The organism is Nonomuraea helvata (assembly GCF_039535785.1).
In the GTDB taxonomy this organism is placed as follows: domain Bacteria; phylum Actinomycetota; class Actinomycetes; order Streptosporangiales; family Streptosporangiaceae; genus Nonomuraea; species Nonomuraea helvata.
The window spans coordinates 1606394-1621322 of the sequence record NZ_BAAAXV010000001.1; the positions used below are offsets into that span (position 1 = coordinate 1606394).

Here is a 14929-nt window from a genome sequence, read left to right on the forward strand (position 1 = left end):
AGGAAACAACGCACACAGGAAAACAACCAAGGGTCGCCAACACGAACGCATCGTTCCACCCGCACGAAAAGAATTTCGTGCGGCGAAGGTTCCGCCAGGTAAGAGGAGGCGCTGTATGGAGTCCGCATCCGGCATGTGCCTGGCGTGTGACGAGCCACTGACCGCGGTGGCCGACGTGGGGCGGCCACGGCGGTATTGCTCGGCCACATGCAGGTCAGCCGCCCGCAGGGCGAGGCAACGCGAGAAGGCGATTTCCGCCGCCGGCCTGAAACAATGCTCGACGACCGTCGCCGGCCACTCCTGCACCCGTGACGCAGAATTCGCTCTCGTCGTCAGCGGAGAGGAGTGCCGGGCATGCGCAACGTGCTATGAGGCGACCCTGGCCTTCCTGATCGACCAAGGGGTGCCTGCCGACTCGATAGAAGTCACCCGCCTGACAACACCCTCAGTAGGGACGTCGAAGAGCGCGCCTGCCATCCGCAAGTCGGTGAAGCGGGGCCGGATCTTGCTGGTCGAAGACGACATAACCATCTCGGAGCCGCTGCGACGCTACCTGAATCGGGCAGGCTACAACACGACGGTCGAGTATGACGGGCCGAGCGGACTTCGCGAGGCATACGCAGGACGGCCCGACCTCATCCTGCTCGATCTGGGACTCCCAGAAATGGATGGCATCGAGGTACTGCGTCGGCTGCGGGCCGTGAGCGACGTTCCCGTGATCATTGTGACGGCGCGCAGCGACCTCGACGACCGGATGCTGGGGCTGACCGTCGGCGCCGACGACTACCTTGTGAAGCCCTTCCACCTGGTCGAACTCCTCGCCCGGATCGAACGAGTGCTGCACCGTCGCAATCTCTCGGTGCAGTGGACGGAGGAGATCTACGACGACGGACTGATTCGACTCGACTCCGCACGACGAGAGGCCCATGCAGCCGGGTCTCGGCTGAACCTGACGCCGACCGAGTTTCGCCTGCTCAACCTGCTTGTTCGCCGCGCGGGTGCGGTCCAACCCCTGGACACCATTCTGGCGCATGTGTGGGACGACCCATCCGTGACCACGACCGGCCGAGTCAAGTTCACGATCTCCCGTCTGCGCCGCAAATTGGATTGCACCGCTGCGGGCAGCGCATCGATCGTTTCCGCTCGAGGAGTCGGCTACCTCTACCGACCACCGACCAAGCGCGCGGAGGCCGTCGCTGAAACGTCCACCTCCACGGCCGGCTACGGCCACGCTGCCCATGTCCTCAGCATCCTGAACGCCGATGATCAGATGCTGTGACCGCCTGCCATCCCCGAGCGCCGCGATCGACAGCAGTAGCCGGGAAGGGAACCGCCGCCGCGAAACGACAGCACCTTCATCCGACAATCTCGGCACCCTCGACATCTCCCGCGGAGCCGCCGGCCGCGTCGCCTCCGGCCACGGGATGTCCAGAGGCCGGTCATCCCGGAGGCAGGCGTACAGGTCGAGCACGCGGGTGCTCTTGGCGGCGAACTGCAGGTCACGGGTGAGCACGTGTGACTGATGTTGCCAGGCTTGCCTGGCTGGGTCACTCCGTCGCAGGCGCCGAGGGTTGTGGCCTGTCTGAGGTGGCGGGCGATCAGGGCGTAGCTCTGGCGGGCCTTGTCGGCGTCGTTCATGTCGTATGCGTGGTCGGCTCGTGGGACGTCGTGGTGCTCGGCCAGCGCGCCGGCCTTGTGCAGCCGCTGCGCGTACTGGCTGCCCTCGGCGTGGAGGCGGTCGTATTCGGGCGTGATGACCAGCGCGGGGGCGATCCCGGTCAGGTCCGCGGTGTCGGCCGGGTGGGCGGGCGAGGCCAGGCGGTCGGCGCGGATGCCCTGGTCGGGTGCGTAGGCGTTGTCGAAGACTTCGCCCATCCACGGACGCAGCATCGGCTTGGCGATGGCCGAGCGCTTGTCCTTGGCCGGCGTGACCAGGTCCAGCGGCGGATAGTGCAGGACTTGCAGAGCGATCGGCGGCCCGCCCTGCTCCAGTGCCTGGCGTGCCACGGCGGCGAGCGCGCCGCCGGCGCTCTGCCCGCCGACCGTCAGCCGGGTGCCGTCCCATCCATGCTCCGCGCCGTGCTCGGCCACCCACTGGACGACTTCGAAGACCTGACGGACCGGTGCAGGAAAGGGGTGCCCAGGATCATGGTCATGCTCGTGAGCCTGCTGTGGACCATGGACCCCCACAGCGACGGCCGGCAACGTTACCTCGCACTCGTCCAGGACGCCCTGTCTCCTGACGCGGCCAGCCCGCTGCCGGCCGCAGCTCCCCCACTGGAACCTAGGTGGCGGCGAATCTGCAGGCAGGCGCGGCACGCAAGCGCCCTATCTTGCGGGTCGCCCACGGCCCGCGCCTGCAGCGCTCCGGCAGCGATCGCCGCACCCACCTCGGGATCGCCTCGGCAGGCTGCAAGTAATCACGGTTGTTCGCCGCGCACGTGCGCACGCAGCCCTTGCAGGCCGAACAGGATGAGAAGCTCGACCACGCCGCCGTCGGCGCTGCCCAGCCAGTGCGGCAAGGACGTGTCGAACTCGGCTGCCTCACCGGGCGTCAATGTCAGGTCGCGCTCCCCGAGCACCAGCCGCAGGCGGCCGTTGAGCACGTACAGCCATTCGAAGCCTTCGTGAGTCTGCGGGGTCGGTACGAGCGGTTTCGGCCGAGCGGGGATGATCATCTTGAACGCCTGCGTACCGCCCGGCCGCCGGGACAACGGAACGAAGATCATCAAAGCGCCGGATCGGCTTCAGGTGGATCCGGGGGTCGCCCAGGCGCGGGGCACCGACGAGGTCGTCCAACGGAACGTCGTAGATACGGACCAGCGGCAGCAGCAGACCGCGCAGACTACCGGTCGCGTCGTCCCAGCCGCCAGGTGGTTGCGCGCCCAGCGTGTCCAGACCGGCGTTGGCCCGGAAATTGGCCAGCATCCGGTCGGCCGAATAGGAGCGCAGGAAGGTCAGGATCCGATCCCGGTTGGCGGTGAACAGGCTCGTGCCCAGCGTGACCTGGCTGTTCGCGAACGGCTTCACGATCCAACTCCCGGGCACGGGAGGATCGTTCTGCGGCAGAGGAGCCACCATGCGGGCCGCGGCCTGGGCCGTTCCGGCGGGCGTCGCCAGCGCGAGCGCGGACGAGGTGGCGGCCGCCAACACCGCGAGTCGAAGCGCCTCGCGCCTGGGCACCATTTCTGACATCGCGCTGTCCTCTTCCTCACTCGGGATCCGATGTGGAGGGCATGTGGGCGCGAAATGGTAGCGCTAACATTGCGCGTCTGGAAGCCAGGCCGGTTAATGCATGGTTACTGTCACGCTTCTTTCCAGGCCACATTTCGGGAGTGTCAACGACCTCGTTGGGCTCGTCAAGAGACCGCGAGCGATATTGTGCCTGCCGAAAATGCACCTTACCGGCGGCAGGCTCGCCGTGTCATCGCAGCGAGTCGGCACCGTGGTCGGGACTGGGGTCGGCGCGGTGGGTCGTCAGGCGGTGGGGGTCCGGCCAGCGTACGCCGTGAGCCCAGCCCGCCCGCTCGAACCAGCGGATCAGCCGCGCACTGGGGTCGAACTGGCCCTTGAGCACGCCGTGCCGCGCGCAGGTCGGCTCCACATGGTGCCAGTTGTGCCAGCCTTCGCCGAGCGTCAGCATCGCCACCCACCACACGTTGGACGAACGGTCCCTCGTACGGAACGGGCGATCACCGAAGGTGTGGGCGATCGAGTTCACCGACCAGGTCACGTGGTGCACCACGGCGTAGCGGACCAGACCGCCCCACAGGAGCGCGCTCCACGCACCCGACCACGACATCGACCACAGCCCGCCGGCGGCGGCCGGGAGCGCGAACGACATGAGAACGACCGCCGGGTAGGCGGCGTCGAAACGTCGCACGTCCGGGTCGGCCAGCAGGTCCGGCACCCAATGCCGGCGGCTGGAGCGCTGATGGGCCGTGTAGAACCAGCCGACGTGGGCGTGCAGCATGCCGCGCAGCAGTGCCGGGCCGCTGTCGCCGTAGCGCCACGGCGAGTGCGGATCACCCTCGCGGTCGGCGTACTTGTGGTGGCGGCGATGCTCGGCGGCCCACAGCGTAAGGGGGCCCTCGACGGCCATGCCGCCGGCCAGCATGAGCGCGATCCGCAGTGCTCGGTTGGCCTTGAAGGCGCGATGCGTGAAGAGGCGGTGGTAGCCGATGGCGATCCCGAAGATGCTCACCAGGTACATCGCGACCGCGATGACCAGGTCGCGGGGGCCGATGCCCCAGCCCCAGGCGGCCGGCACCGCGAGGGCCAGCAGCAACACGGGCAGGACGACCAGGACGATCAGATAGGCGGTGCGGCGGCCGGTGGTGACCGTCACCGTCTCCGCCGTGCCCGGCTGCGGCATGGGTGAGGGCACGTCTGCTCCATGGGTGCTGCGGAACGATCGGGCTCCCTATTCAACGGCCAGGCCCATGGACTGCGGCAATGTCCCAACAGTGACGGACTGATTACTCGGAGGAAGCAAAACCATGCACCCGGTCGTCATGAAGAAAAGGGGTGACGCATCCCTAGATTGTGATTGCGCAGCGTGATCATCGTTGTGCGCTCCGACATCAGGCGGAAGGTCCACGGAATGGGTGCTGTCGATCAGGCGACCACGGGCGGCCATCTCGAGAGATATGACGAGGCGCTGGCCAGGGACCCGATGTCCGCGTTCAGCCTGGTCCGGGAGTGGATGCGTACCGACTGGCGGAGCCTGTTCGCCGAGTTGCGCGAGCGGCGCCCCGTCTTCGTCACACCCGCCTTCACGGTCGTGACCCGCTTCGCCGACGTCGCCGAGGTGCTCTCCCACGAGCAGGTCTTCTCGGTACGCGCCTTCGGTCCGCGCCTCGACGCCGCGCTGGGCGCCCCGTTCATGCTGGGCAGGGACGCCACGCCGATGAACTGGCGGGAAAAGGGCCTGATGCAGCTCATGCTCGACCCGCGGGACGCGGCCGAGGTACGCGAGCTGGCCGGCTGCCTCGCCGACGAACTGCTCGACGCCGCCTGGCCCGACGGGCGCCTCGAAGCGGTCCACGGGCTGTTCCGCCCTGTCGCCCTCGGCGTGTGCGCGCGGTATTTCGGCGTTCCCGGTCCCGATCCGCAGACCTTGGGCCGGTGGACGCGCGCCATCGTCGCCGACGGCTTCGCCAACTTCCTCGGGGATCCGGAGATCCAGGCCGCGTCCGTCAGCGCGGGCGCCGAGCTGGTCGGATACCTGCGAGACCGCCTCGCCGAGCACCGGGCCACGCTGAAGGCCGGACGGGACCTCCCCGACGACGTCTTCGCCCGCCTCGTCCGCTCCTCTTTGCCCGCCGGGGCGACCGTGACCGACGACCGCATCGTGATCAACATGGCCGGGCTGCCGCTGGGCTTCGTGGAGAGCGCGCCGGGGGCCATGGTCGAGGCGGTCGAGCAGCTCCTGCTGCGCCCGCGGGTGCTCGCGGAGGCCGCGGCCGTCGCCGGAGACCCCGAACGGTTCGATCCGTACGTCTGGGAGGCACTGCGGTTCAGCCCGTTCTTCAAGCTGCTTCCCCGGCTGTGCGAGCGCGACCATGTCCTGGCCGGCGGCACCCCCCGCGCCACGATGATCCCCGCGGGCACGTTCGTGCTCGCGGCGCCGGCCTCCGCCATGTTCGACGCGGCCGTGGTGCCGGAGCCCGACGAGTTCCGCCTCGACCGCCCCCGCCACCATCAGCTGTTCTTCGGCTCCGGTCATCACGCCTGCCTCGGCGTGCACCTGGCCGGCGCGGTGATCGCCGAGACCGTACGCCGCCTGCTGCTGCGTCCCGGCGTGCGGCTGCTCCCGCCACCGGCGGGCCGCGTCGAGCGGACGCTCGGGATCTTCCCCGACGCCTTCACCCTCGGGCTCGGCACCGACGGGCGGGAAGGCTGACGATGACGGCGAGCCGAGCACGCAGCATCGCCACGGATGGTCTCGCCAACCGGCTCAGGTTCCTGGCGCTGACCCACGGCCGGCCGTTCTGGGACCTCGTACAGAGCAGCCGGCCGGTCCGGTGCCGGATCAACGCCTCGCTGATCGACCATGCGATTCGCGAGATGCCGCCGCGCCCCGAGCCGCTGAGCACCATGGCCGACTACACCTCGTGGGCCTCCTTGACCGACCGCACCTACAGCGGCAGGCACCTGCCTCCGATCACCGTCGCCGAAGAGAACCGTCCCACTCCTGAGCTCGCCGGCGGCCTGTTCACCCGGGGCGAGTCCATGATCCCCTGCCCGCGCTCCACGGTGCTTTTCGCGTACTTCGCCCAATGGTTCACCGACGGTTTCCTGCGCGGCGACACCAACATCCCGCGCGACCCGCGCAAGAACAGCTCCAACCATCACATCGACCTGAACCAGGTGTACGGCCTCGACGAGGCGGCGACGGCCGCGCTGCGCACGTTCGACGGCGGGCTGCTCAAGAGCCGGCTCATCAACGGCGGCGAGTTCCCGCGCTACCTGTGCGAGAACGGCAAGATCAAGCCAGAGTTCGCCCCGCTGAATGTCATCCGCTTCGACCAGCTCTCCGACGCGCAACGTGACACGCTGTTCGCCACCGGCAGCGACCGGGGCAACGGCCAGATCGGCTTCACCATGCTCACGGTGCTGTTCCTGCGCGAGCACAACAGGGTGGCGCGGCTGCTCGCCCGGGAACATCCGCGCTGGGACGACGAACGGCTGTTCCAGACGGCCCGCAACGTCCTCATCGTGCTGCTGATCAAACTGGTCGTCGAGGAGTACATCAACCACATCACCCCCTACCACTTCCGGTTCACCCTGGACCCGCGGCTGTCGGCGATGCTGGTCCACGCGCCCTGGCACCGGCAGAACTGGGCCTCGGTGGAGTTCAACCTCGTCTACCGCTGGCACAGCCTGATCCCGTCCCACCTGTCGGTGGGCGGGCACGACCTGCCGATGGCCCAGACCTTCTTCGGCAGTGCGCTGATCCCCGGCCCCGGCCTGGGGCGGCTCTTCGAGGACGCCTCCCGCCAGCGGGCCGGCCGCATAGGCCTGTTCAACACCGACCCCGTCCTGCGCGAGATCGACGTGGCCAGCATCGCCGACTCCCGGGCGCTCGGGCTGGCCCCGTACAACAGCTACCGCGAGCACTGCCGCTTCCCCAGAGTGCGTGCCTTCGAGCAGATCTCCGGCGACCGGCGGGTCAGCGGCGCGCTGCGCGAGCTCTACCGCGACGTGGACGACGTCGACCTGTACGTCGGGCTGTTCGCCGAGGAACCCGGATCCCCGGCCGCGATCCTGCCTCCACTGCTGACCAAGATCATCGCCATCGACGCCTTCTCCCAGGCGCTCACCAACCCGCTGCTGGCGCCGCGGATCTTCAACGCCGCCACGTTCTCCCCGGAGGGCATGCGGGTCATCGCGGCCACGCGCACACTGTCGGACGTGCTGCGCCGCAACACGCCGGAGGACCCGAGCCCCCGCCTCGTCAGCATGTCCCGGCAGCCCCCGTCATGACCGGCGAGAGCGATCCGGCCGCCGGGCCGCTGCGCGCCGCGGCCCGCGAACTGGTGGACATCGCGCTCACGATCCAGGACGCGGCGGCGCACGCCACGGCCGCGCTCACCGACGACGCGCTGCTGCGCGCCTTGCCGCACGCTCCCGCGGCGGCCGGACCCGCCTACCGTGCGCTGTTACGGGCCACGACGAACGGTCAGGGCCTCGGGTACGCGTTCACCGGCGGCCGGCTGGCCACCGTGGCCGCCAAGGCCGGTGCCATGCTGGGGGCCGAGAGTCTGGCCGTACGTGTGCTGGCCACGTCGCTGCGGTTGCGCGTGGCAGCCGTGGCGGTCACCCACCCCGAGCTGACCGCGGACCCCATGGTCGCCCGGCTCATCGACGCGGCCGCCGCCGACCGCGATCTGGAGGCCGTCCGGGCCCTGCGCGCCCTGCTCAAGGACCGTGGTGCGGTGCGCGCGCTCAGCCAGCTCGCCCCGGTCTTCGGCGAGGTCCTCGCGCTGCGCGCGCTCCTGGACGAGAACCCGCTCAACGACGCCACCGCCTGGCTCATCGCGACGGGAAGGGGCTTCGCCACCGCCGATCCGATCACCGGCATGAGCAACAAGGCCATCGCCGTCCTCGACACCGGGGAAGGCGCCGCACGCCGGATCGAGCTGACCGCGGCCGAGTCGGCCCGGCTGTGCACGCGGGGGTCGCTGCTCGGCTTCCTGGCCAACATCAGCACGATCGGCACCACCGGGCGGGCCCTCATCCAGAGCGTCGAAGGACCCGACGGTGTGATCCGTCACGTCCTCCATGCGCCGGGCATGCGAGCGGGACGTCCCGACGGCGAATCACCCCAGGACCTGCTCGGCGCGTTCAGCAGCGCCGTCCTGTCCAGCAGCCCCTACAGCCGCGCCCTGGCCGAGGCCGTCGCCGACTACGGGCCGCCTCCGGGCGCCGAACTGGCGCTCGTCGGACACAGCGCGGGCGGAGCGGCGATCATGAACCTGGCGCAGGACCCCGGCTTCTGCGCCCGGCACACGGTCACCCACGCCGTCGCCGTCGGCTCGCCCGTCGACTTCAAACGCCCCGCCGACCCGCGCACCTGGGTGGCCAGCGTCACCAACCAGCACGACATCATCCCCACCCTCGACGGGCAGGGCGCCGGCACCTGCTTCGACCTGCACCCCGGCTGGTACGTGGTCGACTACGCCGACTCCACCCACCTGTTCCCGCACTGCCACAGCATCGAGCGCTACCTCGCCAACATCGCCGACGACCTGCCCGAGGCTCGCGATCACATCGAGGAGCGGCTTACGCCCTTCCGGGGGCGGGTCGTGCGCTCCCAGGCGTACCTGCTGTTCGACCACCCGCCCGACCCGGAGGAGTTCCCCTTCCTGACCGTGCCCACCCGCGCCGTCGACAGTTCCGACGGAACCGTCGAGCTGCCGATCAGGTGCCGCGACGGCGACGCGCTCACGGCGTACTTCGCCGCGCGCCCGACAGCGGTGGCCGGCCTGCTGGAGGGCACGGGGCTCGGTCCCGCCGTACAGGTGGCGGGCCGTGCGCTGGTCGCCGTGCACGTCGCCTGGAACCGGCACACCACCGTGGGCGGCTACGGGGAGTTGCATGTCGGCGTCGTCGTGCCCGGCCCGTTCCGTCGACGCTCCCGTTCTCCCGTCTGGTCCGGCCCGCTGAGGCGGCGCTCCTGCCTTTCCGTCTGGACCGACCTGCTGCGGGCGGCGGGCCTGCGCCGCTCCGGCAGCTTCCTCGTCGGCTCCGCGGTCGACACCACGATCGTTCGCGCCCTCGGCCCGCGGTTGTGGGGCGGCGAGACGTACCTGACGCCCCTGGAACTCCGGCTCGGCACCCGGTCCGCCCACGTCACCGTCGACCAGATCCTCACTCTGCGTGGGCGGCTCGGTCCGGGACTGCCCCTGAGCGATCCCGGCCTGGTCGGCTATGCCCGCGAATCCGGTGCCGTGCTGCGGTCCTGCGTACGGACCCGCGGGCAGGCCCGGCTGCACGCGGCGCCGTCACTGCGGCTGGTCGTCGAGCCGCAGTCGACCCACCCGCTGGCCGACCAGCTCCGCGAGCTCGCGCTCGACGGCGCCCGTCCGCTGCTGTGCCTGTCGGCCATCACCCGCCAGACGCTCCGGGACGCCGCCGTCCCGGTGCCGCCGGGCTGACGGAGGAGCCATGTCCGCCGAGATCGCCGCGATCATCGCCCACGCCGAAGTCCTGCGTTCGGACGCGCGAGCTCTCGCCGCCTGCGCCGAGCGCCTGCGCGCGATCGAGGCAGGGCTGAAGGGCGGTGGCGGGGCGCCGCATTGGCTGCACGCATCGGTGGCCGCCCACCTAGCAGCCTGCGCGGCGGCCGCCGCCGACCTGGAGGCGTCCGCGCAGCGCCTGAGCCGCTATGCGGACGAGGTAAGCCCATGAGCGGGCGACCCGCCACACGCGCGTGCGCCATCGCGGTGGGCCCCAGTTCCAGGGTTTCGAGAACGGCAGAGGTGCGCCACGACGTCTCCGCGGCCGCTTCTACGCTCCGGCCATGGCGCACATCAGCTACCTCGACCCGTCTGCGCCGTTCAGGATGGGGTGCGCTCGCCGTTACTGAGCGGCAGGATGTTGTGATTGATGCGGAAAAGGTGGTTCGGGTCGTACTTCGCCTTCAGCGTGGCCAGCCGCCGGTAGTCCGCCTCGGTGTAGGCCCGCCTGACCCGCTCGGGAGCCGAGTCGTGGTCGAACAGGAACCCCGGAAGCATGGCGCCGGTGTCCCACCGCCGGAGCCGGTCCAGCACCTGGTCGGCGGCCTTGCGTGCCGCGTCGGCCTGCTCGGCCGGAGCCGGTACCCGCAGCCACAGGTGGAAGGCCGCGCCCTGGGTGCTGACCGCGTGCGAGCGGCCGGGCGGCCGGTTCAGTGCCCCGCCCAAGTGGCGTAGCTCGATGCCGGGGAACGGGCCCCCGGGCGCCGACGGGTCGATGAACGAGACCAGCTCCTCCACGGCCTCGGCGTCCAGTTCGTGCAGCAACGCGCTGCGCAGGTGCGCCATGACCGGGTTCTTGGGGTCCTGGTAGATCTCGGTGATCTGCGCGTACGGCATGGCGCCGCAGGTGTCCTTCTCCGGGCCGAGCGCACGCAACGGCTCCACCAGTCGCTTGCCCAGCTCCCCCTCCCCCGTGTAGACCACCCGGACCTGCACGAACGAACGGCCACGGAGCTCCTCGGGCAGCTGCGGCGCGTCGGGGAAGCGCAGCAGCGTCGCCGACGACGACATCTCGTCGGGCTGCTCCTTGGCCCAGGACAGGTACGAGCCGAGCACGAGGGCGGCATGCCTGGGATCCTCGCCCGGGTAGTAGAGCTCGCCACCGTAAATGGTGCGCAGCGGCAGCAGCTCGATCTCGGCCGCGACCACGACACCGAAGTTGCTCTTGCCACCCCGCACCGCCCAGAACAGGTCGGGCTCCTGGTCGGGCGAGACGGTGCGGAGCAGGCCGTCGGCGGTGACGACGTCGAGCGAGCGGACGTGGTCGGCGGCGAAGCCGTACGTACGGGCGGTCAGCGGGAGACCGCCGCCGGTCAGGTAGCCCATCACCCCGACCTGGCCGGAGGAGCCGCACAGCGGCGCGAGGCCGTGCTCGGCCGCTGCGGCGAGCACCTCGCCCCACCTCAGCCCGGCTCCGATCCTCGCGGTGCCGGCACGCGGGTCCACCGACAGTTCGCGCAGCTCTCCGGTGGCGATGAACACGGCTCCATCGGCAGGCACCGACTTGCCGTGCCCGGTCGACTGCACCGCGACCGGGTATCCCGTCTCCGCCGCGAACCGGATGGCGGCGGCCGCGTCGTCGGCGTCGGCGGCGACCACGATCGCCGCGGGCCGGTGCTCGACCGTCAGCAACCAGCCGGAGCAGGCCTCCTCAAAGCCCTCGTCACCGGGGTAGAGCGTGCGCCCCCGGATCGGCGCGTCGGCCGCAGACTCCTTATCCAGCATGTCAGTCATCCACCTTAATTGCGCCAGGAAAATATTGGAAGAACCAACGTTGGTTGAGCCAACCATACCCTCAATCGTGGGTAGGGCCAACAATTTGCTAGATTGTCCCGGTGAACGCCGCAGAAGGAACGCCGCCGCAGCGGCTGCGCACGCTGCCGAGCAGATTGATCAACGGGGCGGCACTGGCCGCCAACCGGATCGTTGATCAAGCGCTCGCCCAGGCCGGCGTTCGGCGCTACCACTACTCCCTGCTCGCCGCGCTGGAGGAGTACGGCCCGGCCAGCCAGGCCGCCCTCGGCCGCCGCACCGGCATCGACCGCAGCGACATGGTGGCGACCGTCAACGACCTCGCCGAACGGCAACTCCTCAAGCGCGCACCCGACCTGGAAGACCGCCGACGCAACATCATCACCATCACCGCGGCAGGCCGAAGCCAACTCACCCACCTCGACCGGCTGCTCGCCGCCGCCCAGGACGAGTTCCTCGCCCCGCTGCCCCCGGCCGACCGGCGGCACCTGATCGACCTGCTCACCCGCGTCGTCGATCATCACGGTGGCAAGCGCCACTGATGTGTCATGGGGTCGGCCGTACGCCAACCCTCCGGCGGTGCGGACGTCGAGTGGCGTGCGAAAGGTGTGGGGCGAGGACACGTCGTGGGACGGCAGCTCCATTTCGCCTGCCGGCTCGCTTCTTGAGGAGATTTGGGTTTCCTGGTAAATCCACGATAAAACCCTCGAGCAAAACTCGGCATCCGCAAAGATGGCCTGCTGCGTGCGGGACGGGAGTCAAAGGAGAGACGCCCGAGCCGGGAATCACGGCCATTCTTCATTTCCTTGAGCCTGCGGTTTCGGGTTGACCCGGAGGCTGGTGACCGGACGGACCGCCATAACTCAAAAGAGTGAGCAGCGCGTTACTTCATCTTCGCCGTGATGTCGGGGAGTGTGGACGGTACGCCCATCTCTGCAGGGAGGACGACGTTGTCGACATCCGTGGGCCAGGAGCCCTCTTCCCAGAACGTGCCGTTCCTCGATGTGCTGGATCCGGCTTTCGACTTCGGCGCCCCCGAGGCCTTCGCGGCCCAAGCGGAAAGCTGGTACGCGACAAGCCCCATAGGCCTGCTCGTGCTGCGATATGAGCAGGCCAACGACCTCCTACGCGACCGGAGGCTGGACCACAACGGCAAGCGGTACCTGGAGACGAACGGGATCTTCGACGGTCCGATTTACGAGTGGTTCGTCCCGATGATCGTCAATCACGACGGAGAGGATCATCGCCGTCTGCGCCGCCTGATGAGCAAGGCGTTCACCGCGCGCACGGTGGAGAACCTGCGGCCGTTCATCCGGGCGCAGGTCGAGCAGCTGACCGAGGACCTGGCGTCGGCCGAGGCGTGCGAGTTCGTCGAGGATTTCGGCTCCCGGCTGCCGCTGGCGGTCATGTGCCGGTTGCTGGGCGTGCCGCCCGAGGACTACGACGTCTTCGGCACCTGGACCAGGGACATCGGCCTGGTCTTCAGCCTCGCGGCCGGGGGCGATGTCGTCACCAGAGTGGAAGCCGCGGTACGCGGTCTGAACGATTACGCCGACTTCCTCATCGAGGAGAAGTCGGCCAGGCCCACCGACGACCTCAGCTCCGCGCTGGTCGCCGCCTATCAAGCCGACGACGGCCGCGTCAGCAAGGACGAATTGCGCAACCTCCTGGTCACGCTCGTGTTCGGCGCGCAGGACAACACCCGGTACCAGCTCGCGAACGCCATCGTCGCCTTCTCCGAGCACCCCGACCAGTGGACCCTGCTGGGACAGCGGCCGGAGCTGGCGGCCCAGGCCGTCGAAGAGGTGATGCGCTGGCTTCCCTCGGCGGGCTCCATCTACCGGTTCGCCGCGGAGGACTTCGACTACGAGGGATTGCACATCGCGCGCGGCACCTTCCTCATCATGTGTGTGAGCATCGCCCAGCGCGACCCGCGTGCCCACAAGAACGCCGATCGCTTCGACATCACGGCCGTCAGGGAGAAGCCCCCACTGCAGTTCGGTGCGGGCCCGCACCACTGCCTGGGCTCGGCTCTGGCCCGCGTCGAGATAGGAGAGGCGCTCCCCATCCTCGCCGAACGGCTGGGGCCGCCCTCCGTTGTGGGGCCGATCACTTGGCAAGGCCCCCTCGGGATCCAGGGCCCGGATGCGCTACCGCTGCGCTTCGGCTGATCGACATCCGCCGGCTGAAGCGGCCGATGCCCGGTGCGAGGTGGCGCGTGTGAGTGAGAAAGGTGGGTGGCGTATTCAGCGCGCCCGCGCTCGACGCGACGGTGACCGCCGTGGCAGGCGGCGCAGTGCGGCCGACGGCGGAGGACCGGCACGTGAAGGCGGCGCGCCGCGAGGCGGACCGGATCCCTGCGCGGGCGAGCCGCCTAGCTGATCGGGACGGTGAGGCGGCGTCTGGTGGGTGGTGCCTCCTTGCGCTCCCCGAGGAGGGTCATGAGCTGGTCCATGGCCACCTCCCCCAGCTTCTCGCCGTCCACGTCGATCGAGGGAACGTCACCCAGGCCGAGGCTCTCCACGATCATGCGTTCCGAGCTGACCACAACATCGCCCATTCCGCGTCGGAGCAGGACGAACATGAGGCCAAGGCCGATCGAGGTGGCGTAGGGGACCACGGCGGTGGCGCGGGCGGCCACCACGGCCTCCGCCGCCTCCACCCCGGCGGCGAACGTCGAGGGGTAGGGGCCGAGCATGGTCAGCGTCGCGCCGCTCGACTCGGCCGCGGCGCGGATGGCCGCCTGGCGCTGGCGATCCTGCCACGAGCCCGCCGGGCCGCCGATGTAGACGATGCGCTCGTGGCCCTTCGCGACGAACCAGCTGACGAGCGCGCCGAAGGCGGTGGCCGTGTCGGCGACCGCCGAGGTCATGCCCTCGATCTCGCGGTCGATGAGCACCGTCGGCTTGAACGACGCGGCGGCGCGGACGATCTCGTCCGAGCCTCGGGGCGCGGCGAGCAGGAAGCCGTCGACCTGGTGCGCCAGTTGCTCGACCGCGGCGAGCTGGGCCGCGTGCTCCAGGGAGTGCACCGCGATGGTCAGCTGCATGCCCGAGTCGGCCGCGCGTGCCTGGGCGCCGCTGATGATGGGGGTGAAGAAGGTGTTGTCGAGCGTGGGCACCACGACGGCGACCACCCCGGTCCGCCCGCGGGCCAGCTGGGTGGCTGCCCGGTTGGGGACGAATCCGAGCTGCTCGGCGGCTGCGCGGACGCGGGCCACCGTCTCCGGGGCGGCCAGGTCCGGCCGGCCCAGGGCCCGGGAGGCCGTCGCCTTGGAGACCCCGGCCAGCGCGGCGACGTCCGCGAGTGTCGGCACCGATCCTCCTTGAGTTGTCGTTGTCACACGGATTTCACACGGGGGTTTGTGCGCGAGGCCGCTCATAATCTATGGTCAGGCTCATGCAACCGGTTCCGCAACCGGTTCCATCAAGCGT

11 protein-coding genes and 1 pseudogene are annotated in these 14929 nt (G+C 69.8%); 7 read left to right on the top strand and 5 right to left on the bottom strand.

Annotation, left to right across the window (positions count from 1 at the left end):
* The first annotated feature begins 115 nt into the window (after positions 1-115).
* Positions 116-1279, top strand: a complete 1164-nt coding sequence (locus ABD830_RS07410) for a response regulator transcription factor (protein ID WP_344985694.1) — start codon at positions 116-118, stop codon at positions 1277-1279.
* On the opposite strand, the gene ABD830_RS07415 is transcribed toward ABD830_RS07410, so the two are convergent.
* The 3 genes and pseudogenes from ABD830_RS07415 to ABD830_RS07425 form a co-directional block, all read right to left on the bottom strand.
* The gene (locus tag ABD830_RS07415; protein ID WP_344985695.1) at positions 1267-2319 is read right to left on the bottom strand and encodes an alpha/beta hydrolase fold domain-containing protein; all 1053 of its coding nucleotides are present in this window, start codon (positions 2317-2319) and stop codon (positions 1267-1269) included. The two genes, ABD830_RS07410 and ABD830_RS07415, sit on opposite strands and share 13 nt — an antisense overlap.
* A gap of 101 nt (positions 2320-2420) precedes the next feature.
* Positions 2421-2928: pseudogene (locus ABD830_RS07420) on the bottom strand (cupin domain-containing protein).
* 496 nt (positions 2929-3424) lie between these two features.
* Positions 3425-4387, bottom strand: coding sequence for an acyl-CoA desaturase (locus ABD830_RS07425; RefSeq protein ID WP_344985697.1), 963 nt, complete (start codon positions 4385-4387; stop codon positions 3425-3427).
* A gap of 216 nt (positions 4388-4603) precedes the next feature.
* Between ABD830_RS07425 and ABD830_RS07430 the strand changes: the two genes are divergently transcribed.
* Genes ABD830_RS07430 through ABD830_RS07445 form a run of 4 tightly spaced genes read left to right on the top strand, consistent with a single transcriptional unit; the run spans position 4604 to position 9915 of the window.
* On the top strand, positions 4604-5905 hold the full coding sequence (locus ABD830_RS07430; RefSeq protein WP_344985698.1) for a cytochrome P450: 1302 nt from the start codon (positions 4604-4606) through the stop codon (positions 5903-5905).
* 2 nt (positions 5906-5907) lie between these two features.
* Complete coding sequence (locus ABD830_RS07435; protein WP_344985699.1) at positions 5908-7488, top strand: peroxidase family protein; 1581 nt, start codon at positions 5908-5910, stop codon at positions 7486-7488.
* Positions 7485-9662, top strand: a complete 2178-nt coding sequence (locus ABD830_RS07440) for an alpha/beta hydrolase family protein (RefSeq protein ID WP_344985701.1) — start codon at positions 7485-7487, stop codon at positions 9660-9662. Before ABD830_RS07435 ends, ABD830_RS07440 begins: the two co-directional genes overlap by 4 nt.
* Before the next feature lie 10 nt (positions 9663-9672).
* A complete protein-coding gene (locus ABD830_RS07445; protein ID WP_344985702.1) occupies positions 9673-9915 on the top strand; it encodes a hypothetical protein in 243 nt (80 codons plus the stop codon).
* A gap of 149 nt (positions 9916-10064) precedes the next feature.
* Here ABD830_RS07445 and ABD830_RS07450 read toward each other — a convergent pair whose 3' ends face one another.
* Positions 10065-11468 (bottom strand): FAD-binding oxidoreductase, encoded by a 1404-nt coding sequence (locus tag ABD830_RS07450; RefSeq protein WP_344985704.1) that lies wholly within the window; start codon positions 11466-11468, stop codon positions 10065-10067.
* A gap of 110 nt (positions 11469-11578) precedes the next feature.
* Between ABD830_RS07450 and ABD830_RS07455 the strand changes: the two genes are divergently transcribed.
* Positions 11579-12037: a MarR family winged helix-turn-helix transcriptional regulator gene (locus ABD830_RS07455; RefSeq protein WP_344985705.1), complete on the top strand. Its 459-nt coding sequence runs from the start codon at positions 11579-11581 to the stop codon at positions 12035-12037.
* 408 nt (positions 12038-12445) lie between these two features.
* Positions 12446-13666 (top strand): cytochrome P450, encoded by a 1221-nt coding sequence (locus ABD830_RS07460; protein ID WP_344985707.1) that lies wholly within the window; start codon positions 12446-12448, stop codon positions 13664-13666.
* A 203-nt stretch (positions 13667-13869) separates the two neighbouring features.
* Here ABD830_RS07460 and ABD830_RS07465 read toward each other — a convergent pair whose 3' ends face one another.
* Positions 13870-14811, bottom strand: coding sequence for a LacI family DNA-binding transcriptional regulator (locus ABD830_RS07465; protein ID WP_344985708.1), 942 nt, complete (start codon positions 14809-14811; stop codon positions 13870-13872).
* Positions 14812-14929 lie beyond the last annotated feature (118 nt).

What these genes read in the sequence shown, in the direction of transcription:
- ABD830_RS07410 (WP_344985694.1), top strand. Translation starts at nt 116, where the DNA reads ATGGAGTCCGCATCCGGCATGTGCCTGGCGTGTGACGAGCCACTGACC.
- ABD830_RS07430 (WP_344985698.1), top strand. Translation starts at nt 4,604, where the DNA reads ATGGGTGCTGTCGATCAGGCGACCACGGGCGGCCATCTCGAGAGATAT.
- ABD830_RS07435 (WP_344985699.1), top strand. Translation starts at nt 5,908, where the DNA reads ATGACGGCGAGCCGAGCACGCAGCATCGCCACGGATGGTCTCGCCAAC.
- ABD830_RS07440 (WP_344985701.1), top strand. Translation starts at nt 7,485, where the DNA reads ATGACCGGCGAGAGCGATCCGGCCGCCGGGCCGCTGCGCGCCGCGGCC.
- ABD830_RS07445 (WP_344985702.1), top strand. Translation starts at nt 9,673, where the DNA reads ATGTCCGCCGAGATCGCCGCGATCATCGCCCACGCCGAAGTCCTGCGT.
- ABD830_RS07450 (WP_344985704.1), bottom strand. Translation starts at nt 11,468, where the DNA reads ATGCTGGATAAGGAGTCTGCGGCCGACGCGCCGATCCGGGGGCGCACG.